General features: G+C 62.1%; 23 protein-coding genes. 15 read left to right on the top strand and 8 right to left on the bottom strand.

All coding sequences use genetic code 11. The annotated features are described in order from the left end of the window. Window positions 1-7: 7 nt before the first annotated feature. A complete protein-coding gene (locus ASD70_RS11250; protein ID WP_046072293.1) occupies window positions 8-397 on the bottom strand; it encodes a DUF2946 domain-containing protein in 390 nt (129 codons plus the stop codon). Between the two features lie 93 nt (window positions 398-490). Between ASD70_RS11250 and ASD70_RS11245 the strand changes: the two genes are divergently transcribed. The 12 genes from ASD70_RS11245 (at window position 491) to ASD70_RS11190 (ending at window position 14,909) form a co-directional block, all read left to right on the top strand. Continuing rightward, a complete protein-coding gene (locus tag ASD70_RS11245) occupies window positions 491-928 on the top strand; it encodes a DUF3995 domain-containing protein (protein ID WP_046072294.1) in 438 nt (145 codons plus the stop codon). Window positions 929-1,582: 654 nt separating this feature from the next. Further along, window positions 1,583-2,749: an efflux RND transporter periplasmic adaptor subunit gene (locus ASD70_RS11240; RefSeq protein WP_056846454.1), complete on the top strand. Its 1,167-nt coding sequence runs from the start codon at window positions 1,583-1,585 to the stop codon at window positions 2,747-2,749. Continuing rightward, window positions 2,746-5,922 (top strand): efflux RND transporter permease subunit, encoded by a 3,177-nt coding sequence (locus tag ASD70_RS11235; RefSeq protein ID WP_056846453.1) that lies wholly within the window; start codon window positions 2,746-2,748, stop codon window positions 5,920-5,922. The genes ASD70_RS11240 and ASD70_RS11235 overlap by 4 nt, the downstream gene beginning before the upstream one ends. After that, the gene (locus tag ASD70_RS11230) at window positions 5,919-7,370 is read left to right on the top strand and encodes an efflux transporter outer membrane subunit (RefSeq protein ID WP_056846452.1); all 1,452 of its coding nucleotides are present in this window, start codon (window positions 5,919-5,921) and stop codon (window positions 7,368-7,370) included. Before ASD70_RS11235 ends, ASD70_RS11230 begins: the two co-directional genes overlap by 4 nt. Window positions 7,371-7,631: 261 nt before the next feature. After that, on the top strand, window positions 7,632-8,627 hold the full coding sequence (locus ASD70_RS11225) for an HOASN domain-containing protein (RefSeq protein WP_056846451.1): 996 nt from the start codon (window positions 7,632-7,634) through the stop codon (window positions 8,625-8,627). A 40-nt stretch (window positions 8,628-8,667) separates the two neighbouring features. Then, complete coding sequence (locus tag ASD70_RS11220) at window positions 8,668-9,654, top strand: HOASN domain-containing protein (RefSeq protein WP_043051409.1); 987 nt, start codon at window positions 8,668-8,670, stop codon at window positions 9,652-9,654. Between the two features lie 30 nt (window positions 9,655-9,684). Then, window positions 9,685-11,103, top strand: coding sequence for an adenylosuccinate lyase (gene purB, locus ASD70_RS11215; RefSeq protein ID WP_056846450.1), 1,419 nt, complete (start codon window positions 9,685-9,687; stop codon window positions 11,101-11,103). After that, the gene (locus ASD70_RS11210) at window positions 11,103-12,551 is read left to right on the top strand and encodes a class-II fumarase/aspartase family protein (protein ID WP_046072301.1); all 1,449 of its coding nucleotides are present in this window, start codon (window positions 11,103-11,105) and stop codon (window positions 12,549-12,551) included. Before purB ends, ASD70_RS11210 begins: the two co-directional genes overlap by 1 nt. A gap of 37 nt (window positions 12,552-12,588) precedes the next feature. Further along, window positions 12,589-13,662, top strand: a complete 1,074-nt coding sequence (locus ASD70_RS11205; RefSeq protein WP_056846449.1) for a class I SAM-dependent methyltransferase — start codon at window positions 12,589-12,591, stop codon at window positions 13,660-13,662. A 120-nt stretch (window positions 13,663-13,782) separates the two neighbouring features. Beyond that, window positions 13,783-14,112, top strand: coding sequence for a hypothetical protein (locus ASD70_RS11200; protein ID WP_046072302.1), 330 nt, complete (start codon window positions 13,783-13,785; stop codon window positions 14,110-14,112). An 89-nt stretch (window positions 14,113-14,201) separates the two neighbouring features. Then, window positions 14,202-14,648, top strand: a complete 447-nt coding sequence (locus ASD70_RS11195) for a GNAT family N-acetyltransferase (RefSeq protein ID WP_046072303.1) — start codon at window positions 14,202-14,204, stop codon at window positions 14,646-14,648. A gap of 3 nt (window positions 14,649-14,651) precedes the next feature. Further along, window positions 14,652-14,909: a hypothetical protein gene (locus ASD70_RS11190; RefSeq protein WP_046072304.1), complete on the top strand. Its 258-nt coding sequence runs from the start codon at window positions 14,652-14,654 to the stop codon at window positions 14,907-14,909. Window positions 14,910-15,212: 303 nt separating this feature from the next. On the opposite strand, the gene ASD70_RS11185 is transcribed toward ASD70_RS11190, so the two are convergent. Next, window positions 15,213-15,575, bottom strand: a complete 363-nt coding sequence (locus ASD70_RS11185) for an NUDIX hydrolase (RefSeq protein ID WP_046072735.1) — start codon at window positions 15,573-15,575, stop codon at window positions 15,213-15,215. Between the two features lie 128 nt (window positions 15,576-15,703). On the opposite strand from ASD70_RS11185, the gene ASD70_RS11180 reads away from it, so the two are divergent. From ASD70_RS11180 to ASD70_RS11170, 3 genes are all read left to right on the top strand, one after another. Then, window positions 15,704-16,681: a Gfo/Idh/MocA family protein gene (locus tag ASD70_RS11180; RefSeq protein WP_046072305.1), complete on the top strand. Its 978-nt coding sequence runs from the start codon at window positions 15,704-15,706 to the stop codon at window positions 16,679-16,681. Window positions 16,682-16,726: 45 nt separating this feature from the next. Next, complete coding sequence (locus ASD70_RS11175) at window positions 16,727-17,356, top strand: ribonuclease T2 family protein (protein WP_046072306.1); 630 nt, start codon at window positions 16,727-16,729, stop codon at window positions 17,354-17,356. A 117-nt stretch (window positions 17,357-17,473) separates the two neighbouring features. Further along, window positions 17,474-18,061 (top strand): LysE family translocator, encoded by a 588-nt coding sequence (locus ASD70_RS11170; RefSeq protein ID WP_046072307.1) that lies wholly within the window; start codon window positions 17,474-17,476, stop codon window positions 18,059-18,061. Here the strand turns inward: ASD70_RS11170 and ASD70_RS11165 are convergent. The 6 genes from ASD70_RS11165 to ASD70_RS11140 form a co-directional block, all read right to left on the bottom strand. After that, a complete protein-coding gene (locus ASD70_RS11165) occupies window positions 18,003-18,896 on the bottom strand; it encodes an AraC family transcriptional regulator (RefSeq protein ID WP_046072308.1) in 894 nt (297 codons plus the stop codon). The two genes, ASD70_RS11170 and ASD70_RS11165, sit on opposite strands and share 59 nt — an antisense overlap. Before the next feature lie 65 nt (window positions 18,897-18,961). After that, complete coding sequence (locus ASD70_RS11160) at window positions 18,962-21,424, bottom strand: TonB-dependent siderophore receptor (RefSeq protein ID WP_056846448.1); 2,463 nt, start codon at window positions 21,422-21,424, stop codon at window positions 18,962-18,964. A gap of 99 nt (window positions 21,425-21,523) precedes the next feature. Beyond that, window positions 21,524-22,474, bottom strand: coding sequence for a FecR domain-containing protein (locus ASD70_RS11155; protein ID WP_056846447.1), 951 nt, complete (start codon window positions 22,472-22,474; stop codon window positions 21,524-21,526). Continuing rightward, window positions 22,471-22,992, bottom strand: coding sequence for a sigma-70 family RNA polymerase sigma factor (locus tag ASD70_RS11150; RefSeq protein ID WP_056846446.1), 522 nt, complete (start codon window positions 22,990-22,992; stop codon window positions 22,471-22,473). Before ASD70_RS11150 ends, ASD70_RS11155 begins: the two co-directional genes overlap by 4 nt. Window positions 22,993-23,150: 158 nt before the next feature. Further along, entirely contained in the window at window positions 23,151-24,752 is a 1,602-nt protein-coding gene (locus tag ASD70_RS11145) for an ABC transporter ATP-binding protein (protein WP_056846445.1), read from the bottom strand. A gap of 1 nt (window position 24,753) precedes the next feature. Continuing rightward, entirely contained in the window at window positions 24,754-25,773 is a 1,020-nt protein-coding gene (locus ASD70_RS11140) for an ABC transporter permease (RefSeq protein WP_046072313.1), read from the bottom strand.

The following is a 25,773-nucleotide window of genomic DNA, read 5'->3' as shown; positions in this document are numbered from 1 at the left end:
GCAGGGATCAGGCGAGGGCAGGTGGCGCGCGCGGGTTAGCCGTGGGCCAGGTGAAGCGGGCAGGAATGTCAGCAGCGAGCACGACCGCCGCAGGCGGCGCGTGGGGTTGTGGCAAAACCGCCACGTTCAGGTGGCTGTTGAGCGCGGGGCCCATGCCGCCGGTCGAACACAAGGGGCAACCGAACGCTTTCGACAGCGTTGGCAGGTTCTCATCCGTAGAGTTGTTTTGCAGGGGCGCCTGGGTACGCGGATCTACGGTGCAGAACTGGCCGCTGATGCCGTTGAGCTGCATGCCCACCATTTGCCCGTGGCCAATGCTGCAGGCGAACACATTGAACAGGACGCAGCAGTAAAGCATCCAGGCAATGAGCGAGCGGTCGGCACGGGCGAGTTTCATGGGGCGGCACTTTACCATCAGCCGCCGACGAAATGCCTGCAAAAAATCTCAGGGCGACTATCCTGATTCCCACATTTTTCGGGAGCGTCCGCCATGAGTTTTGTCATTGCGCGATGGATTGTCGGGGTTTTTACCTTTATCAGCATGCTGCATCTTTACTGGGCCGCTGGCGGCAAATTCGGCAGCCTGGCGGCGATTCCGCAACTGCCCGGCGAATTTGCCAGCGGGCCGCGACCGGCGTTCAAGCCCTCGGCGCTGGGCACCTTTCTGGTCGCTATGGGGTTGGTGGCAATTGCCTTGCTCGTTTGCCTGCGCGCCGGGTTGTATTTCACGCCGGTGTCCCATGGGGCGTTGCAGTGGGGCATCAGTGCGATTGCGGTGCTGATGTTTGCCAGGGCGATTGGCGATTCGGAGTTGGTGGGCTTTTTCAAAAAGGTCGGCGGCTCCCGGTTTGCGCGCCTTGATACCTACGTCTACTCGCCGTTGTGCCTGGTGTTAGGTGCCGGGCTTTTGGTGGTGGCCTGGACCTGATCGTCTCAGCTCCAATGTGGGGGCGGTGCGACGATTCGACTTGCCCCCGATGGCGGCCTCACAGCCGACCAGGATGTTCGGTTGGATCGAGTACATATCCATTGTTTAGGTGACGGCCGCTATTGGTTCCGCCCTTACGGCGGGTCACTTTGAAAAGCGCAAAGTAACCAAACGCTCTTGCCCCACCACTCGGCACCTCGCCCAGGCTCGGTGTGCCCGTAATCCGCCATGGATTTGGGGGGCCGCCGCCACGCGCCATCCATGGCGCGGGGCGGCTAAACCGGCATCCCTGCCGGTTTACCCCCCAAATCCCTGTCGAATTCCGGCCAGCGTGGTTTGACGGGGCGCCTGAGATCAAAAGCAGAGCAAGATCAAGAGCGGCTCGCTTCGCATCGTGGTTACTGACGGTCGCACGTCAGAGTTGTGTAGATACCCATGCTCATCGAGGGCAAGTCGAATCGTCGCACCGCCCCCTTCCACAACAAAGCGCCTAAAGGCCGAGATCTCCCAAACTGCACACCCAGCCCACGCTCCAAACACCCTCCAGACAAAAACACACCTCCCGGTTTTATAGCGCTTGACCTTCCCAACGTGGCAAGCCCGATAAAAACCTCCAGTGTCGATTTGTCTTGAAAATTCCAAGGAGGGTGAACGATGTACGCCAAACCAATTAGCCTGATCACCGGGGCAATGGCCGTGGTGTTGACGCTGGGCGGATGCACAGACAACGCGCCGCCGGCTGCGGCCGCCAAGCCGCCCGGTGTGCCGGTGGCCGAGGTGGTAGCGCGGGCGGTGACACCCTTTGTCGAGTACACCGGTTCGTTGACCGCCATCGATCAGGTGGAACTGCGCCCGCGTGTCAGCGGCTATCTGCAAAGTGTCAGCGTGCCCGAGGGCCAGTTCGTGGCCAAGGGCAGCCCGTTGTTTGTGATTGACCCGCGGGTGTTTCAGGCGGCGCTGAATGCGGCCAAGGCACGTTTGCGCGAGGCCGAGGCCAATGCGGTGCTGGCCCAGGCCGAGCATGGGCGAGCCGAGCAACTGTTCGCCAAGAAGGTGGTGGCGCGTGATCGTCTTGATACCGCCATTGCTTCGTTGAATGCGGGCAGGGCCCAGGTCGAGGCGGCGAGGGCTGCGTTGGATACGGCACAGCTGGACCTGAGTTACACCCGCGTCACCGCGCCCATCAGTGGCCGCATCGATCGTGCCCTCGTCACCGAAGGCAACTATGTCACCCGAGGGGAGACGCCGTTGACGATGATCGTTTCGGTCGACCCGTTGCATGTGTATTTCGATGTCGACGAGCGCACCTACCTGCACTCGCTTGCCGCCACACGTCAACACGCCGGGTCCAAGGGCGACAAAGCCGCCAAGGTCATGGTGGCCATGCTCAACGATACGACCTATGCACGGGCCGGGCGGGTGGACTTCCTGGCCAATACGGCCGACCGCAAGACCGGCACCGTGCGCGTGCGTGCGGTGGTCGACAACCCGGATGGGCGCCTGACCCCAGGGCTGTTCGCCAAGGTCAAGCTGGACACCGGCGTGGCGCAGCCTCGCGTGTTGATCGCCGACCAATCCATCGGCACCGACCAGGGCCGCCGCTATGTGCTGGTGGTCGGTGAGGGCGACAAGACCGAATACCGCCCGGTCGAACTGGGCCCGATGGCCGACGGCCTGCGCGTTATCGAGCAAGGCCTGCAGCCGGGCGAGCGCATCGTCGTCAAAGGGTTGGTGCGCCCCGGTATGCAGGTGACACCCTTGGCCGCCAGTATCGAGGGCAAGCCGCTTGAGGCGCCGCTGACTGTGGGAGGTGTGCAATGAGCTTCCCACGCTTTTTCATTGATCGGCCGATCTTCGCCATTGTCTTGTCGGTGTTGATGATGATCGGCGGTATCGTGGCTTTCTTTCATCTGCCGCTGAGTGAATACCCCGCGGTCACGCCGCCCACGGTGCAGGTCACCGCGTCCTATCCCGGGGCCAACCCGCAGGTGATCGCCGAGACGGTGGCGGCGCCATTGGAACAGGTGATCACCGGGGTCGAGGGCATGTTGTACATGACCTCGCAGTCGGCCACCGACGGCCGCATGATCCTGACCGCGACCTTCGCCCAGGGCACCAACGCCGACATGGCGCAGATCCAGGTGCAGAACCGTGTGTCGCGGGCCTTGCCGCGCTTGCCCGAGGAGGTGCAGCGCCTCGGCGTGGTCACGCAAAAGACCTCGCCGGACATCCTCATGGTGGTCCACCTGCTATCCCCCGATAAACGTTATGACCCGCTGTACATCTCCAACTATGCCTACCTCCAGGTGCGTGACGAGCTGTCGCGCCTGCCGGGGATCAACGACGTGCTGGTATGGGGCGCGGGCGAATACAGCATGCGCTTGTGGCTCGACCCGGACCTGATCGCCGCCCGTGGCTTGACCGCCGGCGATGTGATTGCCGCGGTGCGCGAGCAGAACGTGCAAGTGGCGGCCGGCTCCGTCGGCCAGGCACCGGATTCCAGCGCGGCCTTCCAAGTCACGGTCAATACTCTCGGGCGGCTGACGGACGAAGAGCAATTTGGCGACATCATCATCCGCACCGGCGATAACGGCCAGGTCACGCGTCTGCGTGATGTGGCCCGTATCGAGATGGGCGCCGATGCCTACGCGCTGCGCAGCCTGTTGGACGGCGAGCCGGCGGTGGCCTTGCAGATCATCCAGAGCCCGGGCGCCAACGCCCTCGATGTGGCGCAGGCAGTGCGCGATACCATGCAGCGCCTGCAGACCAACTTCCCTGAAGGGCTGGTGTCGCGGATTGCCTATGACCCGACGGTGTTTGTGCGGGCTTCGCTGGAGTCAGTCGCGATCACCCTGATGGAAGCGATCCTGCTGGTGGTCATCGTGGTGGTGGTGTTCCTGCGTAACTGGCGCGCGTCGCTGATCCCGTTGATGGCCGTGCCGGTGTCGATCATCGGCACCTTCGCGGTCATGCACCTGATGGGTTTTTCCCTGAATACCTTGTCGTTGTTCGGCCTGGTGCTGTCGATCGGCATTGTGGTCGACGATGCCATCGTGGTGGTCGAGAACGTCGAGCGGCATATCGAAAACGGCGAGGAGCCCACGCAAGCTGCGCGGCGTGCGATGGGCGAGGTCACTGGCCCCATCATTGCGATTACCTCGGTGCTGGCTGCGGTGTTCATCCCCACGGCGTTCCTCAGTGGATTGCAAGGTGAGTTCTACCGGCAGTTTGCGCTGACCATCGCGATTTCGACGATCCTCTCGGCGGTCAACTCGTTGACCCTCAGCCCGGCGTTGGCCGGCCTGTTGCTGCGCCCACGAGGTGCCGCCGTGGTACATGACCCGCGCAGCCTGCGCGGTCGCGCCGTGCGCCTGCTGGAGGTGCTGGGCCGGCCGTTCCAGCGTGCGCCGCAGGCGTATGGCAGCACGGTGCGCAAGGTGGTCGGCCGTCGCGGCGTGGCGCTGGTGGCCTATTGCGGATTACTCGCGCTGACCTGGTTCGGCTTCAACGCTGTGCCGGCGGGTTTTGTGCCGATGCAAGACAAATACTACCTGGTCGGCATTGCCCAATTGCCCAACTCGGCGTCGCTGGATCGTACCGACGCGGTGGTGCGGCAAATGTCGAAAGTCGCCCTGGACGAACCGGGAGTGGAAAGCGTGGTGGCGTTCCCGGGTCTGTCGGTCAACGGCTTCGTCAACGTACCGAATGCGGCGGTGATGTTCGTGATGCTCGATCCGTTCAAGGAGCGAACCTCGCCGGACATGGCCGCAGTCGCCATCGCCGGGCGCCTGCAAGCCAAGTTCGCGAGCATTCCCGACGGTTTCCTCGGCGTGTTCCCGCCGCCGCCGGTGCCTGGCCTTGGCGTCACCGGTGGTTTCAAGCTGCAGGTCGAGGACCGTGGCGGTGTAGGGCTTGAGGCGTTGGTGCAGCAGACCCAGGTGCTGATGACCAAAGCCACCGAGTCGGGGCAGGTCGCCGGCTTGATGACCAGCCTGGACGTCAACGCGCCGCAGCTGAATGTCGATATCGACCGCACCCAGGTCAAGAGCCAGGGTGTGCGCCTGGCGGATGTATTCGAGTCACTGCAGGTCTATCTCGGCTCGCTGTATGTCAACGACTTCAATCGTTTCGGCCGCACCTACAAGGTCACCGCCCAGGCCGATGCGGACCATCGCATGCAGGCCGAGGCGATTGGCCGCCTGCAAGTGCGCAATGCGGCCGGGGACATGCTGCCGTTGTCGGCGTTTGTCACCGTCACCCCGGGTTCCGGCCCTGACCGTGTGATTCACTACAACGGCTACCCCTCGGCAGATATCTCCGGTGGGGCGATGCCGGGCGTCAGCTCAGGCCAGGCCGTGGCGCTGATGGAGCGCCTGGCCCAGGAGGTGCTGCCCGAAGGTGTGACCTATGAGTGGACGGACTTGACCTACCAGCAAAAGCTTGCCGGGTCGTCGGCGCTGTTTATTTTCCCGCTGTGTGTGTTGCTCGCTTATTTGATCCTCGCGGCGCAGTACAACAGCTGGCTGCTGCCGCTGGCGGTCTTGCTGATCGTGCCCATGTGCCTGCTCAGCGCGATCATCGGCGTGTGGCTGGTGGAGGGTGACAACAACGTGTTCGTGCAGATCGGGCTGGTGGTGCTGGTCGGGCTGGCGGCGAAGAACGCCATCCTGATTGTTGAGTTTGCCCGCAGTCTCGAAGCCGAAGGCGCCAGCCCGTTGGAGGCGGTTATCCACGCCTGCCAACTGCGCTTGCGGCCGATCCTGATGACCTCACTGGCGTTTATCGCCGGCGTGGTGCCGCTGGTATTCGCCAGCGGTGCCGGGGCCGAGATGCGCCATGCCATGGGCGTCGCGGTGTTTGCCGGCATGCTCGGGGTAACGCTGTTCGGCCTGTTCCTCACCCCGGTGTTCTACGTGGTGATGCGCAGCCTGGCGCTGCGCGTGGAGCGTCAGGGGTCGGGTCCGAAGTTGCAGTTGGAGGAGCGTGCATCATGAGACTGTCTTATCCAGTGTTGCTGTTGCCGTTGCTGCTGATGGCCGGCTGCGCCTCGGTAGGCCCTGATTATTCCACCCCTGTGTTGCCTGCCGCGCAGCGCCCGGCGAGCTTCGGTGCGCCCGTCGCCGGTCTCGGTACCGGCGAGGTCGAGGCGCAGTGGTGGCAGGTGTTCGACGAGCCCGCTCTCAGCCAATTGATCCAGCAGGCGCTGGCAGCCAACCATGACATCGGCATCGCCGCCGCACGCCTGGACGAAGCCAAGGCGATGCTGCGCGAAAGCCGCCAAGGGTTCTTGCCCAGCGGCGGCGCCGCCCTCGGTTATGAGCACCGACGGCGCAGTGAGGTCGAGACGCCATATGGCGAGCAGCGCTCCATTGAATCTACCCGTGCGGCCCTGGATGCGGCCTGGGAAATCGACCTGTTTGGCCGCGTGCGACGCTCGGTTGAGGTGGCGCAGGCCCAGGCGGGGTCACGCCAGGCGCTGCTGCGCAGTGTGCAGGCGAGCGTGGCGGCCACCGTTGCCGCCACCTGGTTCGAGTTGCAAGGGATCGAAGCTGAACAAGCGGTGGTCGCTGACATCAGCCAGAGCCAGCGCGACAGCCTGGGCCTGGTGGAGCATCTGGTCAGTGTCGGCGCTGCCACCGAGTTCGACCGGCTGCGTGCCGAGGCTTTGCTGCGCAATGTCGAGGCGGTAGCGCCCGACCTTGAGCGGCGACGCGCAACCTCCAACAACGCGTTGGCGGTGCTGCTGGGGCAGGCACCGCAAGGGTTCAAGCCACCGCTGGCCAGGCCCGGTCGTGAGACTTTGAGCCTGCGCACCCTGCAAGTGGGTGATCCGGCCGGCTTGTTGGCCCGGCGCGCTGATATTGCCGCGGCCGAACGCACCCTGGCGGCTGAGACTGCGCAAATAGGCGTGGAAACCGCCGGCCTGTATCCGGATATCCAGGTGCAGGGCTCCATCGGACTACTGGCCGGAAGCCTCGGCTCCCTGGGTGATGCAGGCATGCAGTCGAACTTTATCGCCCCGGTGATTCGCTGGTCGCTGCTGGACACCGGGCGTGTACGCGCACGGATCGCCGCCAGCGAGGCGCGTACCCAAGCGGCCTTGATCGCCTATGACCAGACCGTATTGCGTGCCCTGCAGGAAACCGACGATGCGTTCCAGGCCAACAGTGCCGCGGGCAGCACCTTGGGCCTGCGGCTGCTGGAGGCGGCGGCCAATCGCGAGGCGGCCAAGTTTGCGCGCACGCGATTTGCCGAAGGCGAGGGCATGTATCTGGATGTGCTTGAGGCCGAACGTGCCGACTTCACCAGCCGCCGTGCGTTAACGGCAGCGCGCACCCAGCAGCGCTTGGCGGTGGTGGGGATCTACAAGGCGCTGGGCGGTGGCTGGCAGATTTGTGAACAGGCGGGGCAGGCTTGCAGTGGGGCTGCGGCGCTGCGTTAGCCACAGCCGAGCAAAAACACAGCACGGCAGTGCAAATGTGGGAGGGGGCTTGCTCCCGATGGCGGCGGGTCAGTCAGTACATCTGGCACTGACCCACTGCCATCGGGAGCAAGCCCCCTCCCACATTTTGCTCTCCACACGCCAGGTAAATGTCCATTGGGAAAAGAAATTTCCTACAGGTATTGACCTTGCCACTAGAGGAACCTTTAGCCTTTTCTTCGAGTACGCCAAATCACAAAAACAAGAATCGAGGGGTTATCAATGGATACTGCTGCCCTGTTACAACGCTCGGATTCCGACCTGTTCACCACGGCCTCGACACTGATGGCCAGTGCCCTGGAACCCGGCGCCCACTACGCCCAGGTCACCCGCGCGCTGGAAGCACTGCTCGCGCTGACCCGGCAAGGCTTGTCGGGGGATGCCGATGCCTACGCCCACTACCAGGCAGCCCTGCTGCAACTGCACATTCCGGGCGATCCACGCACTGAGCCGACCCGCCGTTGGATGGCCAGTGAGGTCTACCGCGCCGAAGATGAGTTCGCCGTTGACCTGCCGGGCTTCACCGCGTTGCCGGTGGATGAGTTCCGACAGCTGGTCGACGCTGAAATCGCCGCTCGCAGCCGGGTCAACCACCCCATGTCGGTGCACCTGTTCCAAGGTACGCCGCCTGTGCAAGACGTGCGTTTCTTCCTGGAACACCACTGGACCCGCTCCTACAACTTCTACAGCCTGCTGGCAGAGCTGGCCTTTCGCTTCGAGGCCATCGAGGATGCCTCGGTGTTCTACCGCAACCTTTACGGTGAAGCGGGGGCCGAGACTCCGCAGCGTTCGCACCCGGCGATGCTGGCCCATCTGATGGAGTATTTCGATATTCCGCTGGCCATCGACTTTCCTGCGTTGCATCCCCTGGAAAAAGCCTACCTGAATAATCGCATTCGCTGCGTGCGCCACACCGATGTCGCCTGGGGCCTTGCGCTGCTCTATGCGGTGGAGTCTGTCAGTTGCGTCAACCACCGGCGCATCTACGAGCTGTTGCAGCGCCTCGACGTTCCAGAGCAGCCGAGCGAATTCCACCGCCTGCACGGCACCCAGGATGAGATCGACACCGAGGAAATGTGGGCGCTGATTGCCAAGTTAGCAGGCGATGACGGCTTTCAGCGCACGTTCATGCGCGCGCTCAAGCGTCACTTCGAAATCAACAAGGCCTATTTCGACAGCTTGTGGCAGCAGATGCAGGCGCAGCGCCTGCCTGCCTGAACCACCCAGCGATCCTAAAACAACAATAATGGAGCACATGATGAGCCCACGTAATTTCTCGCAGCCGCAATTGCAGAATATCCACACCGCCGAAGCCCGCCTGTTGGCCGAAGCGCTGAAGCCGGATGCGACGTTCAATCGCATCGAAATTGCCGCCAATATGCTGCGTGCCCTGTGTGAGTCGGGCCAGCGCGGCGATGCCGCGAACGCGGCGCAGTGCCAGCAATTGCTGTACATCCTGTCGCTGAGCGATGACGTCGCCACCGCCTCGACCCGACGCTGGCTGGCCAATGCCATCTATAGCGTGCAAGAGCGTTTCATGCCGTCTGCGGACTTGGCCTCGCCGTTGTCCGAGGCCGCGTTCCAGCAACGCCTGGAAGAGCAGATTGCCGCGCAGTCACGGGAAAACCACCCGATGTCGCAGTATGTGTTCGAGGGCAAGGCGTCCCGCGAGCAATTGCAGGTGTTCCTGCGCCACCAGTGGTTCCGCACCTACCGCCTGTACCGGGATGCCGCCGACCTGTTGGTCAACCTGACCGATGTTGACGAGGCGGCCGCCCTTGGCCGTTATCTCTACGGTGAGCTGGGCGAAGAGGACGAACAGCGCTCCCATCCACGGCTGTTGGCCAAGCTTCTCGCTGCCATAGGCCTGACCGCGGATTTTGAGGCCATCTCGACGATGCCCGAGGAAATTGCCTACCTGAACAACCGTGCCCGTTGTTTCCGCAACCCCGATGTCGGCTGGGGCCTGGCGGTGTTCTACATCACCGAGCTGGTGGTGCCCGGCAACCACGGCAAGTTGTACAACGCCTTGCGCAATGCGGGCTTGAGCCAGGACGACGCGGAGTACTACGAAGTGCATATCAGCCTGGTGCCGCCACGGGCCAAGCGTGAATGGGCACTGATTGCACGGCGTATCCCGGACCTGGGTTTCCAGAATGCCTTTCTCACGTCCCTGGCCGAGCACTTCCGGCTGGAGCGGGCCTATTACGACGCGGTCTGGGAAGCAATGCAGCGCGTGAAGTAGCCCTCCTTAGGACAACGCGAGTAACCCGACATGCCGAGTCATATCACTGAATCCCGTATCCACGGGGGCGCTTACTCGTCCCCGGAATTTGCCGCGATCTTCTCTGATGCCAGTCAGGTGCAGAAGTGGCTCGATGTAGAAACAGCGCTGGCGGCGACGCAGGCGCAGATGGGCATCATCCCCCACGAAGCTGCACGGGAAATCGCCCGGGTGGCTAGTGTGGAACTGCTGGACCTCGACGCCCTGGGGCGCCAGAGCATGGAGACCGGGCATATCCTGGTGCCGACCCTTCGCGCCCTCGAGGCCTTGTGCGCCGATGGCTGGGGTGAGTACGTGCATTACGGTGTGACCACCCAGGACATTCTCGATACCGGGCTGATCCTGCAGGTCCGCGAGGCCTGGGGCCTGGTGTTGCAGCGCTTGCGCGCCATCCGTGGGCATTTGCTCACGCTCGCCCTGCGGCATAAGCACACGCCGATGGTCGCCCGCACCCATGGGCAACAAGCATTGCCCACCACGTTTGGCTACAAGGTGGCGGTGTGGGTCGATGAGATCGATCGCCACCTCGAACGCTTCGACGAGGCGTATGCCCGGGTAATGGTAGGCAACCTGACCGGCGCCGTGGGCACCCTGGCGGCGCTTGGCCCGCAGGGTTTGGAGGTGCAGCGCCGCACCCTGGAACGTCTCGGCCTGGGGGCACCGTTGAGCAGTTGGCACAGCGCCCGCGACCGCATCCTGGAGGCGGCGTGGCTGCTGGTCCAGGCGTCGGCGACCCTGGGCCGCGTAGCCAATGAGATCTACCACCTGCAACGCACCGAGATCGATGAAGTGCGTGAAGGCCGCCGGGCAGGGCAGGTGGGGAGCAGCACCATGCCCCACAAGCAGAACCCGTCGACGGTGGACCTGATCAGTGCGCTGTCGCGGCTGGTGCGCGCGCAGATGCTTGCACTGACTGATGCGGCGTTCCAGTTGCATGAGCGCGACGGCACCACGTGGCGTATCGAATGGGCGGCCTTGCCGGAGCTGTTTGTCTACGCCGGCGCCTTGCTCGCCCGTATGGAGGGTGTGCTGCTGGCCGGGCTGGATGTGCGCGAAACGCGCATGCGCAGCAACCTCGACATGCTCGGCGGGCTGATCCTGTCGGAGCGCATCATGCTCGCGCTGGCGCCACGGTTCGGCAAGCAGACGGCTCATCAGCTGGTCCACGAAATAGCCCAGCAGGCCCAGGTCGAGGGTCGTCCTTTTCGCGAAGCCCTGCTCAGCGACTCGCGCCTGCACGGCTGTTTCAGTCGCCAAGTGCTGGACGACCTGCTTGACCCGGCGGCCTACACCGGGCTGGCGGCAGACATGGTCGACCTGGTGGCGAATAAAGCGATACCCCGTCTTGAAGGGTTAGTAGAAACCCAAGGCAATACCGGTCAGTCCCTGTACGCAATGGAGGGTATGTGATGGATGCGCAAACGTTGGAAATGGCAGCCCGTGCGTCTTGCACCGCACGTTCGGAACACCCGGGCCTGGGTCATGACGGCGAACAATGCCGGCATGAACACAGCCACATCCTCGACTCGAAAACCCACGGCTCAGGCTATGCCGGCCCGCAGAGCCGCAAGATCTTCTGCAGCCATTGCCGCCTGCAACGCTGGCTGGATGTGGAAGCCGCACTGGCCATGGCCCAGGCCGATGTCAATATCATCCCGCGTGAGGCGGCCCTGGACATCGAAAAAGCCGCGTTGCTGTCGGGCATCAATGTGCGCCAGTTGGCCGATGGCGTGGCGGCTACCGGTCATTCGCTGATGCCATTGCTCAGCGCCCTGCAAAAGAACTGCAGCCCGAGTGCCCGCGAATACGTGCACTACGGCGCCACCACCCAGGACATCCAGGACACTGCCCAGTCCCTGGAAATGCGCGACGTCCTCGACGCCATGGACCAGGCCCTGGAAACCTTGCTGGGCAAATTGTCGACGCTGGCCGATGCGCACCGTGATTCGCTGATGGTCGCCAGGACCCACTCGATCCCGGCGTTGCCGACCACTTTCGGGCTGAAGGTCGCCGGCTGGATCGATGAGCTGCTGCGCCATCGCCAGCGCCTGGCCGAGGCACGCCAGCGCGTGCTGGTGGTGCAGCTGTTCGGCGGGGTCGGCACCATGGCCGCGTTCGGTCCGGAGGCGATACCGATGCTGGAGCGTTTTGCCGAGCGCTTGTCATTGCAGGTGCCCTTGACCGGCTGGCACGTGTCCCGTGACCGGGTTGCGGAGTTCGTCAGCACCCTGGCCATGGTCACGGCCTCGTTGGCCCGGGTGGCCGATGAAATCCGTACGCTCAATCGCTGGGAAATCGCTGAGGTGGAAGTGGGCTGGAGCGACCAGCAGATCGGCAGCAGCACCATGCCGCACAAACGCAACCCGGAAGGCTGCGAGCAGGTGGTGGTGCTGGCGCGGCTGGCCAAGGCCCAAGTCATGCTCGCACTGGATGCGATGATCCTTGAACACGAACGCGATTACCGCGGCACGCGCCTGGAGTGGTGTGCGGTCGCGGACGTTTCCCACTACGCGCTGATGGCGCTGTCGATCCTCACCGACACCATCGACGGGCTCACTGTGAACGTGCAGAAGATGGAATGCACCGCCCACGCCTACGGCGATGCCATCTGCACCGAAGCCGTGGTGTTCGAAATGGCGCGCAAGCTGGGCAAGAGCAGCGCCTACGAAATCATCTTCGAAGTGTCCCAGGCGAGCCAGCGCAATCACGTGTCGATCCGCACCGCGATCGAGGCTGATGCGCGGGTGGTTGCCGCCATGGACACCGGCGCACTGGCTCGGCTGTTCGAGCCCAGGACCCACCTGGGGATGTCCGACCGTATCGTCGACAACGTGCTGTCCAAACTGGCGGCCCGCTAAGCAGTGATCACCCAACAGACTTATCAAGGAGCGACACATGTCAAACGTTACGGCAGTTGATAAAGCCAAGGTCCAACAGTTTTCGGCGCGTATCATGGAGGACTACGGCAACACCCTGCGCGGCGCCATGCTCTATATTGGCGACCAGCTCGGCTTGTTCAAGGCCCTGGCCGACGGCGAGGCGGTGACCCTGGAGGAGTTGGCGCAGAAGACCGGCTATAACGCCCGCTACCTGCGTGAATGGCTGGGCAGCATGGTCACCGGCAGCTATGTGACCTACGACGCGCCCACGCGCCGTTACCAGATGCCTGCGGAGTTCGTGCCGGTGCTTGCCGATGAAGACTCGCCGTATTTCGCCGGCGGCATCATCCAGTTGAGCGTGCCGTTCGTGAGCATGGCACCCAAGGTCATCGAAGCATTCCGTAATGGCGGCGGCTGCGCCGAGGAGGCGTTCCCGCTGGAGACTTGGAAAGGCATGGAGCGCATGACCATGCCCTGGTACAAGCACTACCTGGTGCAGCACTGGATCCCTTCCCTGGACGGCGTCGAAGAGAAACTCAAGTCCGGCGGCAGTGTGCTCGACTTCGGCTGCGGCGCCGGCCTGGCGGCGATCACCATGGCCAAGGCCTATCCCGAGGCGCGGATTGTCGGCTGCGACTTCCACTTGCCCTCCATCGAGTTGGCGCGGGCCAACGCCGAGGCGGCCGGCGTGGGCGACCGGGTGCAGTTCGAGGTGAACGATTCCGATGCGCTGCGCGGCCAGCAATTCGACTTCGTGACCACCTTCGTGGTGATCCACGACGCCACCGACCCCCAGCAAATGCTCAAGGACCTGCGCGCAGCCACGGCCGCAGACGGCACCTACCTGATGGTCGAACTCAACTTGTCCGAGGAGCTGCACGAGAACATGAACCTGTTCGGCCGGGTGATGTACCCGCAGAGCACCCTCTATTGCATGACCTGCTCGCTGTCCCATGGCGGGGCAGGGCTGGGAGCGTTCATGGGCGAGAAGCGCGCCCGCCAGATGGCGCAAGCCGCCGGGTTCAGCCACTTCCGCAAAGTCCCTTCGGAGTGGCCGCCGATGCCGGCGTTGTTCGAACTCAAGCCCTGACGTGGGCCATGCCTGCGACGGCTGCCTGAAGTTCGCAGAGTAAGGCAATTTAGTGGCCCCTTTGTAACTAAATCCTCGCCAAAATCGCTTTTATTTTCAGGTGGTTAGGCGAGGATACAAATGCGCACTGTGGGAATGATGCTGATTGCCTGCTCCCTGGCCGGCGGCGCGGCGGCCGTGCAGGCCAGGGAATTGCGCGAGGGCGACAAGTACATGTGCAGCTGGGGCGCGGGCACTGCTGCCAGGGCCCAGGAACTCAAGCTCTCCGGGGTATCGCTGTACGCCGCTCGGCAGAAGATCCAAAGCATCAAGTTCAACAAATCGTGGATGCGCATGATGGCCATGGGCATTACCGAACAGACCTATGACAGTCGTTCACGGCTTAAGCCGGAGGCGATTCGCAAGAGCTTTTATCAGGATTGTTTGCGGTATAAGGTGGCGCGTAAATAACTGCGTGCCACGCACTGGCGCTTACAAATCCACGACAATCGCAATGTAGGTATTTGCATACAATCACCCACTTCTTCATGGAGGCCTGTATGCAAGTGCTTATTCGAGCGGCAACAGCCGATGACGTTGACACGCTGTGTGCTATCCGCACCTCGGTGGTGCAAAACCATTTGAGTCTTGAACAGATGGCCGACCTGGGCATTACCCCACAGGCACTGGTCGATACCCTGAGTGCGGCGCCCTGCGCCTGGATCGCGGAAGTGGATGGCCAGGCGGCCGGGTTTTCCATGGTTGACCTGGCCGAAGGCGAAGTGTTCGCGATGTTCGTGTTGCCCACCTATGAAAACCTTGGGCTGGGGCGCCAGCTGATGGCGTTGGCCGAGGCGGCATTGTTTGAACACCACGACAAGCTGTATCTGGTCACCGACGGGCGCGATGACATTCGCGCCAATGGCTTCTACCAGCGCCTGGGCTGGTCCGTCGTGGGCCGTGTCGAGGGCGACGACGTTCGTTATGAAAAGGGCAGGGCGCCGTAGGCCATGGATGCGCCGCCGCCAGCGTCCAACAGCTTGCGTTATCTCGCGGTTGGCGTGCTGTGCGTCGCGGTGCTATTGGGGTTCTATTTCGTTCAGATCAACGCCAAGGCAGACCGCCAGCGTGAAGACGCCGCCGAACGCCTCGCGCTGTGCCGTCACCTGGAATGGGTCGCGGGTGCGACCGCTTCTCGTAACGACGAGCTTCGCCAAACGTGCACGCAACTGAGCGATCAGTTATTCAAGCGGGCGACGTCACATTGATTAATAACCCTATTTTATAAACGGAATTGCTTGAGGAATATCTGCGCTACTTGCACCAAAAAGTGGCACTCCTATTATCCGTTACCATAAAAAACATGTGGTTATTGAATGACTTACGCAATATGTAATCCGACGAAAGGATTAAAATATTGTTGTTACAGGTTTTTACAGTCGCTACTATAGCCGGGCGTTCACCTCCCACGGTTTATGCATTTTTAAATCCCAAGTTTCCATCAGCTACTTGGGATTTTTTTTGCCTGCGATTTGACCTGGGGATTGAATTTCAGAACATTTCATCTGGCGTCAGAGACGACGCAGGAAGGATTTGACGATGTGGCGGGTGGCATCGGTGGTGTCCAGTTCATCCAGGGCACCGTAGGCATACCACTGGCAGTCCACGATCTCATTGCATGGGCGTGCCTGGTCGATATTCACCACCGAGGCTTCGAACACATGGTGCAGGGTGTCGCGGGTCTTGAGTTCCTGTAAATACAGCAAGCCGTCCACGTTTAATCCGGTTTCTTCTTCCAACTCGCGTTCCGCCGCGCCGACCGGGCGCTCGTCGGGCTCGACCTTGCCGCCTGGCAACGCCCATTTGGACCGGGCTTTGCGCACGAAGAGAATATGCTCCTCATGTGCGCAAATGACCGTTGCACGAATTTTCAATGCCTGTACCTCCCGCAGCGCGATCAATGTCATAAAAGTGTAATGCAATTGTCATGCTAAGTGGTTATGGCGTGCCGGTGCCGGTATGTGGATACTGCCGGTTTGACGAATACGAGCGAGGACATTCAATGAAGACCATACGCTGGGGCATGATCGGCTGTGGCAATGTCACTGAATTGAAGAGTGGACCGGCTTTCTATAAAGCGCCAGGTTCGGCACTGGTGGCCGTAATGGGCAGGCGTATCGAAGCGGTGCGCGATTATGCGGCGCGGCACGGTATAGCGCGCTTCTATACCGACGCCCAGGCACTGATCAACGACCCTGAGGTGGACGCCGTCTACATCGCCACGCCGCCTGACAGCCACCTTGAATACGCGCTGATGGTGGCGGCGGCGGGTAAGCATTGTTGCGTCGAAAAGCCCATGTCGCTGAACGCTGAACAGAGTGCGTTGATGCAGCGCACCTTCGAACGCGCCGGGCTGCATCTGTTTGTTTCCTATTATCGGCGCTCGTTGCCCCGCTTCCAGCAAGTGCGTACCTGGTTGCAGGAAGGTCGTATCGGTGCATTGCGCCACCTGACCTGGACCCTGTGCAAGCCGGCTGCTGCAGCTGATAGCAGCGCCGCCAATTGGCGCACCGACCCGGCGATTGCCGGTGGCGGATATTTCGCCGACCTGGCCAGCCATGGCTTCGATCTTTTCCAGTACCTGGCTGGCGATATCGTCGAGGTCTCGGGCTATACCGCGCGACAGGCCGGACGCTATGCAGCAGAAGATGCGGTAACCGCCTGCTGGACCTTTGCCAGCGGTGCGTTGGGCATGGGCTGCTGGAACTTCGTGGCGGACCGTCGTGAGGATCGTGTCGAGTTGATCGGTAGCCTGGGGCGCATCCAGTTCTCGGTGTTCGAGGACCAGCCACTGCGCCTTGAAGGCGAGACCACCGAAGTACTGGAAGTGCCATGCCATGCCCATATCCAGTGGCACCACGTACTGAACATGAACGCCCATATTCGCGGGGAGGCCGAGCATCCGTCGCTGGCGATCGAGGCGTTGAAGACCGATATCATCCTGGACAAGGTGTTACAACGTTACTCCCAGCATCCCTAGCCGTTGCAATAGCGTGAGGCTTCATTTTTTCAAAGGAATACCGGGATGAAATACTGGATGGTGTTGTGGCTGCTGATCGCTACAGGTGCAACGGCGGCGTCGCGCAACCAAGGGTCGGCAGGAGAGTTTGATTTTTATGTGCTGTCACTGTCGTGGTCACCGACGTTCTGCCTGACGCACCCAGGCAATGAGCAGTGCTCGGGCAAGGGCTATGGGTTTGTGCTGCACGGCTTGTGGCCGCAATACGCACGGGGCGGTTGGCCGGCCTCGTGTGCGCCCCAGTCGCGCTTGAGCGATGAAGAAATGGAAAAGGGCGCGGCGCTGTTTCCAACCCGTGCGTTGCTCAAGCATGAGTGGGCCAAGCATGGTACCTGCAGCGGGCTCGAGCCGCTGGAGTATCTGGAAAGGACCGACACGGCGCTTGGCGTGGTGGTTATCCCGCAACAGCTGCAGCCGTTCAATACACCGCCGTCGATGCAGGCACAGGAAATCGAGGCGCTGTTTCGCGAGAGCAACCCACGCATGGGCAATCACGGGCTGGCGGTGATCTGCAAGGGCAAGGTGCTCTCGGAGGTGCGCGTGTGCCTGACCAAGGACCTGGCGTTTGCCGGCTGCCCGCGCAGTGTGAAAAGCCAGTGCCGAGACGGTGATATCCGTATTCCTACCCAACGCTGAATGCCAATTCCAGCAGTGGGTATGGAGCAGGGCAGAGGGGCATTTTGTTCAATACCTTGATCGTTGCACGCGTTACCGTGATCTCAACCTCGTTTGGCATCACAAGAAGGAACTGCAATGAGCTTGATCATTTCCATGGCCGCTTTCGCCCTCGCCACCTCCATCACCCCTGGGCCGGTCAATGTCGTCGCCCTGAGCAGCGGCGCGCGCTTCGGTTTTGCCGCCAGCCAGAAGCATGTGTTCGGTGCCGCCGTCGGCTTCACCTTGTTGCTGGTGCTGATCGGCCTGGGCCTGCATGAAGTGCTGGTGCGCTGGCCGATCCTGACCCAACTGATCCAGTGGGGCGGGGTCGCCTTCCTGCTGTACATGGCCTGGAAGCTGGCGGTGGACGATGGTCGCCTGGACGCCGACGGTACGGCAACCGCGCCGTCGATGTTGTACGGCGCGATCATGCAGTGGCTCAACCCGAAAGCCTGGCTGGCATGCGTGGCGGGCATGGGCCTGTTTGCGGCCGATGGCGACGCTGGGCAGGTGTGGTTGTTTGCGGCGCTGTACCTGGTGATCTGCTACCTGTCGGTGGCGTGCTGGGCGTATGCCGGGACATTTTTGCGCCGCTACTTGAGCAACCCCCGGGGCGTGCGCCTGTTCAACCGCTCAATGGCCGCGTTGCTGGTGGCCAGTGTGGGTTATTTGCTGATGGCTTGAGGTTTTCGCGGTACTGCCCCGGCGTGGCGGCGAAGTGCTGTTTGAAGGTGCGCTGGAAATGCGCCTGGTCGGCAAAGCCTGCGGCCAGGGCGACGTCGGCAATCAGTGCACCGTTGCGCAGTTGGCTGCGGGCGAACTGGATGCGTCGGTTGACCATGAACGCGTGGGGCGTCAACCCGTAATACTGCTTGAATGCGCGAATCAGATAGGACGGCGACAGCTCGGCCGCCTGGCAAATGTCTTCGAGTTTCAATGCCTCGATGCAGTGGGTGCGGATGTACTCGGCGGCGCGTTCCAGCTTGTGGTTGACCTCACGCACCGGTGCCAGCGAAGGATTGAGGCGCTGTTGCACCTCGGTGAAATAGCTCACCAGCGCGCTTTGTTTCTGCAGCAGGTCGGCGTGCTCGTCCAGCAGTATGCGGTACAGTTCAAGCAAGCCGTGGTACAGCCGCGTGTCGCGGGTGTGAGGCGTGTCGAATGGCCGATAACCCTGCTCGGTGCTGAAACCCAGTTGGTATTGCAGGTCGGTCAGCCACGGCGTGTCGAGGTACAGCATGTGATAGGACCAAGGCTGGTCATGGATAGGGTTGCACGCATGCACGTCGCCCGGGTTCATCAGCACCACCGTGCCGGCGCCGATCTCGAAGGTCTGGGCACCGTAGTGATAATAACTGCGCCCGGTGGTGATCGCGCCGATGGAGAAGTGCTCGTGGGCATGCCGGGTGTAAGTGACCTTGCGCCCGTCGGCGATGGTCCGCGCCTCGATGAACGGCAAGCGTTCGTCGCGCCAGAAGCGCGGCGCATGCTCGGGTCGGGCAGTAGTGTTCGTCGACATGGCGGTGGCTCTATCCCTTGAGAGATCGAGGGGTAATCATTACACACACCGCCAGGGTCGTCAGCCTAGAAGTCCCATTTGGTCGCCAGTTGCAGGCTGCGCGGTTCGCCGTAGAAACCGGTGCCAAAGTTGCCCAGACCGGTGTAGTACTTTTTGTCGAACAGGTTCTTCACATTCAAGGTCGTGCTCAGGTGCTCGTTGAAGCGGTAGCGCGCCATCACGTCTACCAGGTAGTAGCTGTCCTGGGTGATACGTGAGGTGTGGCCAAAATTGACCGTGTCGTTCGGGTCTGGCTGGAACACGTTGCCGAAGAACTCGCTCTGCCAGTTCACCCCGCCGCCCACGGTGAGGTTCTGCAGGGCGCCGGGCAGGCGATAGGAGCTGAACAGGCGCACCACCTGCTGCGGGGTGGTGGTTTGCAGTACCGAGCTGTACACGTAGCTGTTATTGGCATCACGGGTATGCTGGTAGGTGTAGCCGGCAGAAATATTCCAGCCGTCCAGCACTTCACCGGATAGCTCGGCCTCGAAGCCCTTGGTAGTGGCGCCAGCGATCGGGCGGTACACCGAGTCGGTTTCAAAGCCTGAAACGTATTCGGCGACATTGTCCTGCTCGATACGGAACGCAGCAAAACTGGCGTTCAGGCGACCGTCGTAGAACGCGGCCTTGAGACCGGCCTCATAAGTATCGCCTTCGATCGGGTCGAGCAGCTTGCGGTCGGCGTCCTTGCTGTTTTGCGGGCGGTAGATCTGGGTATAGCTGGTGTATACCGACCAGGTATCATTGAGGTCGTAGACGATGCCGGCATAGGGTGTGACCACGCCGCTCTGGTGGTAGGTGGTGTGGTTGTCGGCCTTGGTCGGGTCGTAGAAATCGGTGGTGTCGGTCCCGCTGAAAGTACTCACGCGGGTACCGAGGATCACTGAGAGGTCATCGGTGGGTTTCAAGCGCGTGGCCAGGTAGGCGCCGGTCTGGCGTTGCACGATATCGTTCTGGCCGCTGCGCGGGATATCTGGTTTGGCGTATTCACCGTGCCAGTCAAAGATACTGCCGCCCACCGGCGGGTAGATCGAGCCGTACACCGGCACGTCCTGCTTCGAACGGGTGGCCATGAAACCCATGATCAGCTCATGTTCGCGGCCAAACAGGCTGAACGGCCCGCTGAGGTTGACGTCCAGGGTGTTCTGCACCTGATCGCCTTTGTACTTGCCGATGAACATATACATGCCGTCGCCGCTGACCGGGTTGGGGTTGCCGCCACTGGCCGAGCCGAGCAGGGTGTCGTGCTGGCTGCGCTTGCGGTCGAGGCTGACTTTGAGCGACCAGTCATTGGCCAGTTGTTGTTGCAGCGAGGCGAACAGGGTCTGGTTCTGGAAGTCGCGGCGGCTCCAGTCGGCAGCCGGGTTGAACGAGCGCGAAAAGTTGGTGCGCGCGCCATTGCTGAAGTACATCGGGAAACCGGTCCAACTGGCGCCGCGGGAGCGGGTGTCCTGCTGGTCGATGCCGAAGGTCAGCAGGGTGTCGGGGGTGAGGTCCGCTTCGAGGATGCCGTAGGCGATGTCCTTGGTGTTCTGGTAGTGGTCCAGGTACGACTGGCGGTCCTGGTAGACACCGACAAAGCGCCCGCGTACGTTGCCCGATTCGGTCAACGGGCCAGAGATGTCGCCCTCGGTGCGGTAGTTGTCCCAGGAGCCTAAGGTCTGGGTGACCGAAGCCTTGAAGGCCTTGGTCGGCTTTTTGCGGATCAGGTTGACCGTGGCCGATGGGTCACCGGAACCGCTGAGCAGACCGGCCGAGCCCTTGATGATTTCCACATGGTCGTACACCGCCATGTCGGTGCTGGTGGTGCCGTAGTCATACACGCCGTCGTAGGTGGAGTTGACACCGTCGTACTGGAAATTGGTGATCGGCAGTCCTCGACTGGAGAACTCCCAGCGTTCGCTGTCGTAATTCTGCACGCTGACACCGGGGGCGCGGCGCAGGGTGTCGGCGATGCTGGTAGAGCCCTGGTCGTCCATTTGCTGGCGAGTGATCACCGTGACCGATTGTGGAGTCTCGCGCATCGACAGCGGCAAGCCGGTGGCCGAAGCCATGGAACCTGTGGTGTACGACTGGGTATCTTCGGTGGTGGCGCCCAGGGCCTGGCCGGAGATCGTCGTGGCGCCCAATTCCAGTGCGCCAGTATTGGCCGGGGCCGGCTCGAGCACGTAGCCGTGGTTGCCTTGGGGCACGGCCTGCAAACCGCTGCCCTGCAACAGGCGCTGCAAGCCGCTGGCTGCGGTGTAGCTGCCATTCAGGCCTGGGCTGGTTTTGCCAGTAGCCAGATTGTTGTGGCCGGCGATAAAGATCCCCGATTGCTCGGCAAAATGGTTCAACACACTGATCAGCGAGCCGCCGTCGATGCGATAACTTCGGGCCTCTTCCTGGGTCGACGGCGACTGGACGGCGTGCACCGTCGGTGCGCCGAGGCAAAACAGCGAGGTGGCCAGCGCCAATGGGCGCAGCGCAAAGCGAGCAGGTTGCGGCATGAAGGTGTCCCTTGGGAGCAAATCGAACGGCGAATTGAAAACGTCTGCTGGGTTAACCGAACGAGTTGTGGAAAAGGGAACTGAGTGTTGTAAGTTTTTTCACCGCGGACTGACGCTGACCCACCACGGCATCAGCCTGTCGACCCGGATCGGCAATGCGGCTTGCAGCAGATGCAGGGCGTGGTCGCTGTCTTTGAGCGGGAAAGAGCCCATCACCGGTAACTGCGCCACGGCGGGGTCACAGCCCAGATGGCCGGGACGATAGCGGTTGAGCTCGGCGATCAGTTGGCCCAGTGGCAGGTTATCGGCAAGCAGCACACCACGACTCCAGGCTTCGCGGGCCGGTGATGCGCTGACCGTTGCATTGAAGCCCGCACGAGAGAATGAAACCTGCTGGCCTGCCTCGATGATGCGTTCCTGTTCATTGACGGCATGCACCTTCACCCGGCCCTCGAACACATTGAGCTGGGTGTAATCGTCGCCTTGCAGCACGCTGAAGCGGGTGCCCAGTGCCTGCATGCGCCCGTAGTCGGTGTCTACCAGGAATGGACGGTTGAGGTCCTTGGCCGTGTCGATCAGCACTTCGCCAAAACGCAGGCGCAGCAAGCGTAGCGTTGGATCGAAACGCACATCCAATGCGCTCAAGGTGTTCAACCAGATATGGCTGCCATCGGCCAGCAGCGTGTCCTGGGTCTCACCGCTGCTAGTGGCGTAATCGGCGCTCCAGCCGCCGACCAGACGGGGCAGGGCGGTGGTACGCCAAGTGCCCCAGACCAGTGTCGAACCGGCACAGAGCACCAACAGGGTCTTGAGGGTCTGGCGCCGTGAGGTGCGCAGGGCGTGACTGGCGCCATGGGCTTGTTCCATCAAGGGTGTAAAACGCCGGCTGACCCGTTCCACGTACTGCCAGGCCGCCTGATGCTCGGGGTTCTGCGCCATCCAGGCCTGCCAGCGCTGCTGCTCCTGAGCACTGCCTAGATCCTGCAGGCGCACATACCACTGCGCGGCCTGTTCCAGGCTGGCATGGCTGAGTTTGCCGGGCAGGCTCATTGCACCAGCAGCCCGTCGAGCTCGGCTTCCAGGATCGCGCAGTGCAGCAGGGCCTGGGCCATGTACTTCTTGACCATGCGCTCACCTACGCCGACTTGCGTGGCGATCTGTTTATAGGGCAGGCCATGCAGTTGTGCGAGCAGGAAGGCTTCGCGCACCTTGCTGGGCAGGCGCGCCAGCATGGCGTCCACTTCGTAGAGGGTCTCGACGATGATGGCGCGCTGTTCCGGTGACGACTGGGTGGCTTGCGGGCGCTGCGCCAGGCTGTCCAACCAAGCTTTTTCCAGTTGGCGACGGCGCCAGTGGTCGATGCACAAGCCACGAGCGATGGTGGCGAGGTAGGAGCGCTGGCCTACCTGATCGGTCTCGCTGAGCGGGCGGTTAAGGATTCGGATGAAAGTGTCGTGGGCCAGGTCGGCGGCATCCCAATGGTCGTTTAGGCGTCGGCGCAGCAGGCCAAGTAGCCAGCCGTGGTGGGTGCCGTAGAGGTGGGTGAAAGAGGTCGACACAATATCCATCCCGCGCAAGAGGATCGGCGTAAATAAGAATTGGTCGCGATTAAAGCAAAGGGTAGCGATGTGCGCAAATGATATTGGTTTGCTATTGAGGGACTTGGCTGTGCACTATTCATGTGGGAGGGGGCAAGCCCCTCTCTCACATTTCGCCCCACGTTCCGTCACGCAGGTACTAGAAAGGCTGCTTTGAGCAACTGCCGGGTATACGCGTGCTGCGGGTCAGCAAAAATATCTCGCGCATCACCTTGCTCCACCACCTGGCCTTGCTTGACCACCATCAACTGGTGACTCAGCGCCTTCACCACCGCCAGATCATGGCTGATAAACAGGTAGGTCAGGTTGTACTTGGCCTGCAGGCCGCGCAGCAATTCCACCACCTGGCGTTGTACCGTGCGGTCCAGGGCCGAGGTGGGTTCGTCCAGCAAAATCAGGCGCGGCTTGAGCACCAGGGCTCGGGCGATGGCGATGCGTTGGCGTTGGCCGCCGGAGAACTCATGGGGGTAACGATGGCGGGATTCGGGGTCCAGCCCCACCTCTTTGAGCGCTGCGATGATCGCGGCTTCCTGCTCGGCAGGCGTGCCCATCTTGTGGATGCGCAGGCCCTCGCCGACGATCTCGCTGACGCACATGCGAGGGCTCAGGCTGCCGAACGGATCCTGGAACACCACCTGCATTTCCCGCCGCAACGGGCGCACCTGCTGCTGGGTGAGCTTGTCCAGTTGCTGGCCTTCGAAGCGAATCCCGCCTTGGCTGCCGATCAAGCGCAGGATCGCCAGCCCCAGGGTGGACTTGCCCGAGCCGCTTTCACCCACAATACCCAGGGTCTGGCCCTGGGGCAGGCTGAAGTTGATCCCATCCACGGCCTTGACGTAATCGACGGTGTTGCGCAAAAAGCCTTTCTTGATCGGAAACCAGACTTTCAGGTTGTCGACTTCCAACAACGCTGGCCCTACCGCGTTGTTGGCCGGCCCACCGCTGGGCTCCGCCGCCAGCAACTCCTGGGTGTAGGGGTGCTGGGGTGACTGGAACAGCGTCTCGCAATCGGCCTGCTCGACGATGCAGCCCTGTTGCATCACACACACGCGGTGGGCGATGCGTCGCACCAGGTTGAGGTCGTGGCTGATCAACAACAGCGCCATGCCCAAGCGTGCCTGCAACTCCTTGAGCAGTTCGAGGATCTTCAACTGCACGGTTACATCGAGGGCCGTGGTCGGCTCATCGGCAATCAGCAGTTCCGGCTCGTTGGCCAGGGCCATGGCGATCATCACTCGCTGGCGCTGGCCGCCGGACAGTTCGTGGGGCAGGGCCTTGAGGCGCTTGTGCGGCTCGGGGATGCCCACCAGTTCCAGCAACTCCAGGGTGCGCAAGGTGGCGACTTTGCCGGTGAGGCCCTTGTGCAGGCCGAGTACTTCGTTGATCTGCTTCTCGATGCAATGCAGCGGGTTCAACGAGGTCATCGGCTCCTGGAAGATCATTGCGATGCGGTTACCGCGAATATGCCGCAGGGTCTTTTCCTTGAGGGTCAGCAGGTCTTGCCCGGCATATTCGATGGTCCCGGACGGGTGCCTTGCCAACGGGTAGGGCAGCAGGCGCAGGATCGAATGGGCCGTCACCGATTTGCCGGAACCGCTTTCACCGACCAACGCCAGGGTTTCGCCACGCTTGATGTCGAAGCTGACGTGATTGACCACGCGATGGTGATGCTCGCCCGTGACGAACTCGACACTCAGGTCGCGGATTTCGATCAGATTGTCCTGAGTCATCTCATTTCCTCGGGTCGAACGCATCGCGAGCGGACTCGCCGATAAACACCAGCAAACTCAACATGATCGCCAGCACCGCGAAGGCACTCATGCCCAGCCACGGCGCCTGCAGGTTGGATTTGCCCTGGGCTACCAGTTCACCCAACGACGGCGAACCCGCCGGCAGCCCGAAGCCGAGGAAATCCAGGGCGGTCAGGGTGCCAATGGCGCCGGTGAGGATGAAGGGCAGGAAGGTCATGGTCGAGACCATCGCATTGGGCAGGATATGGCGGAACATGATCGCGCCGTTCTGCATGCCCAACGCCCGTGCCGCACGCACGTATTCAAGGTTGCGCCCACGCAGGAACTCGGCACGCACCACGTCTACCAGGCTCATCCACGAAAACAGCAGCATGATCCCCAGCAGCCACCAGAAGTTGGGCTGCACGAAGCTGGCGAGGATGATCAGCAGGTAGAGCACCGGCAGCCCGGACCAGATCTCCAGAAAGCGCTGGCCGGCCAGGTCGACCCAGCCGCCGTAGAAGCCCTGCAAGGCACCGGCAATCACGCCGATGATCGAACTGAGCACGGTCAGGGTCAGGGCAAACAGCACCGATACGCGAAAACCATAGATCACTCGCGCCAGCACATCACGGCCCTGATCATCGGTGCCCAGCAGGTTGGTGCTCGAGGGGGGCGCGGGGGCGGGGACCTTCAGGTCGTAGTTGATGCTTTGGTAGCTGAACGGGATTGGCGCCCAGAGCGTCCAGGCGTCCTTGGCCTTGAGCAACTCCTGGATGTACGGGCTCTTGTAGTTGGCTTCCAGGGGGAACTCGCCGCCGAAGGTGGTCTCCGGGTAGCGCTTGAGTGCCGGGAAGTACCAGCCGCCGTCGAAGTGCACGGCCAGGGGCTTATCGTTGGCGATCAACTCGGCGCCCAGGCTCAGCACGAACAGGATCAGGAACAGCCACAGCGACCACCAGCCACGCTTGTTGGCCTTGAACCGCTCGAACCGGCGGCGATTGAGGGGGGACAGGTTCAT

It is taken from the genome of Pseudomonas sp. Root569 (genome assembly GCF_001427465.1).
Taxonomy (GTDB): Bacteria; Pseudomonadota; Gammaproteobacteria; order Pseudomonadales; family Pseudomonadaceae; genus Aquipseudomonas; species Aquipseudomonas synxantha.
This window is presented reverse-complemented; position numbering and strand designations above follow the sequence as displayed.

What these genes read in the sequence shown, in the direction of transcription:
- ASD70_RS11165 (WP_046072308.1), bottom strand. Translation starts at nt 18,896, where the DNA reads ATGTCGACGAACACTACTGCCCGACCCGAGCATGCGCCGCGCTTCTGG.
- ASD70_RS11145 (WP_056846445.1), bottom strand. Translation starts at nt 24,752, where the DNA reads ATGACTCAGGACAATCTGATCGAAATCCGCGACCTGAGTGTCGAGTTC.
- ASD70_RS11150 (WP_056846446.1), bottom strand. Translation starts at nt 22,992, where the DNA reads ATGGATATTGTGTCGACCTCTTTCACCCACCTCTACGGCACCCACCAC.
- ASD70_RS11155 (WP_056846447.1), bottom strand. Translation starts at nt 22,474, where the DNA reads ATGAGCCTGCCCGGCAAACTCAGCCATGCCAGCCTGGAACAGGCCGCG.
- purB (WP_056846450.1), top strand. Translation starts at nt 9,685, where the DNA reads ATGCCGAGTCATATCACTGAATCCCGTATCCACGGGGGCGCTTACTCG.
- ASD70_RS11245 (WP_046072294.1), top strand. Translation starts at nt 491, where the DNA reads ATGAGTTTTGTCATTGCGCGATGGATTGTCGGGGTTTTTACCTTTATC.
- ASD70_RS11170 (WP_046072307.1), top strand. Translation starts at nt 17,474, where the DNA reads ATGAGCTTGATCATTTCCATGGCCGCTTTCGCCCTCGCCACCTCCATC.
- ASD70_RS11180 (WP_046072305.1), top strand. Translation starts at nt 15,704, where the DNA reads ATGAAGACCATACGCTGGGGCATGATCGGCTGTGGCAATGTCACTGAA.
- ASD70_RS11210 (WP_046072301.1), top strand. Translation starts at nt 11,103, where the DNA reads ATGGATGCGCAAACGTTGGAAATGGCAGCCCGTGCGTCTTGCACCGCA.
- ASD70_RS11235 (WP_056846453.1), top strand. Translation starts at nt 2,746, where the DNA reads ATGAGCTTCCCACGCTTTTTCATTGATCGGCCGATCTTCGCCATTGTC.
- ASD70_RS11240 (WP_056846454.1), top strand. Translation starts at nt 1,583, where the DNA reads ATGTACGCCAAACCAATTAGCCTGATCACCGGGGCAATGGCCGTGGTG.
- ASD70_RS11205 (WP_056846449.1), top strand. Translation starts at nt 12,589, where the DNA reads ATGTCAAACGTTACGGCAGTTGATAAAGCCAAGGTCCAACAGTTTTCG.
- ASD70_RS11175 (WP_046072306.1), top strand. Translation starts at nt 16,727, where the DNA reads ATGAAATACTGGATGGTGTTGTGGCTGCTGATCGCTACAGGTGCAACG.
- ASD70_RS11230 (WP_056846452.1), top strand. Translation starts at nt 5,919, where the DNA reads ATGAGACTGTCTTATCCAGTGTTGCTGTTGCCGTTGCTGCTGATGGCC.
- ASD70_RS11250 (WP_046072293.1), bottom strand. Translation starts at nt 397, where the DNA reads ATGAAACTCGCCCGTGCCGACCGCTCGCTCATTGCCTGGATGCTTTAC.
- ASD70_RS11225 (WP_056846451.1), top strand. Translation starts at nt 7,632, where the DNA reads ATGGATACTGCTGCCCTGTTACAACGCTCGGATTCCGACCTGTTCACC.
- ASD70_RS11140 (WP_046072313.1), bottom strand. Translation starts at nt 25,773, where the DNA reads ATGAACCTGTCCCCCCTCAATCGCCGCCGGTTCGAGCGGTTCAAGGCC.
- ASD70_RS11195 (WP_046072303.1), top strand. Translation starts at nt 14,202, where the DNA reads ATGCAAGTGCTTATTCGAGCGGCAACAGCCGATGACGTTGACACGCTG.
- ASD70_RS11200 (WP_046072302.1), top strand. Translation starts at nt 13,783, where the DNA reads ATGCGCACTGTGGGAATGATGCTGATTGCCTGCTCCCTGGCCGGCGGC.
- ASD70_RS11220 (WP_043051409.1), top strand. Translation starts at nt 8,668, where the DNA reads ATGAGCCCACGTAATTTCTCGCAGCCGCAATTGCAGAATATCCACACC.
- ASD70_RS11160 (WP_056846448.1), bottom strand. Translation starts at nt 21,424, where the DNA reads ATGCCGCAACCTGCTCGCTTTGCGCTGCGCCCATTGGCGCTGGCCACC.
- ASD70_RS11190 (WP_046072304.1), top strand. Translation starts at nt 14,652, where the DNA reads ATGGATGCGCCGCCGCCAGCGTCCAACAGCTTGCGTTATCTCGCGGTT.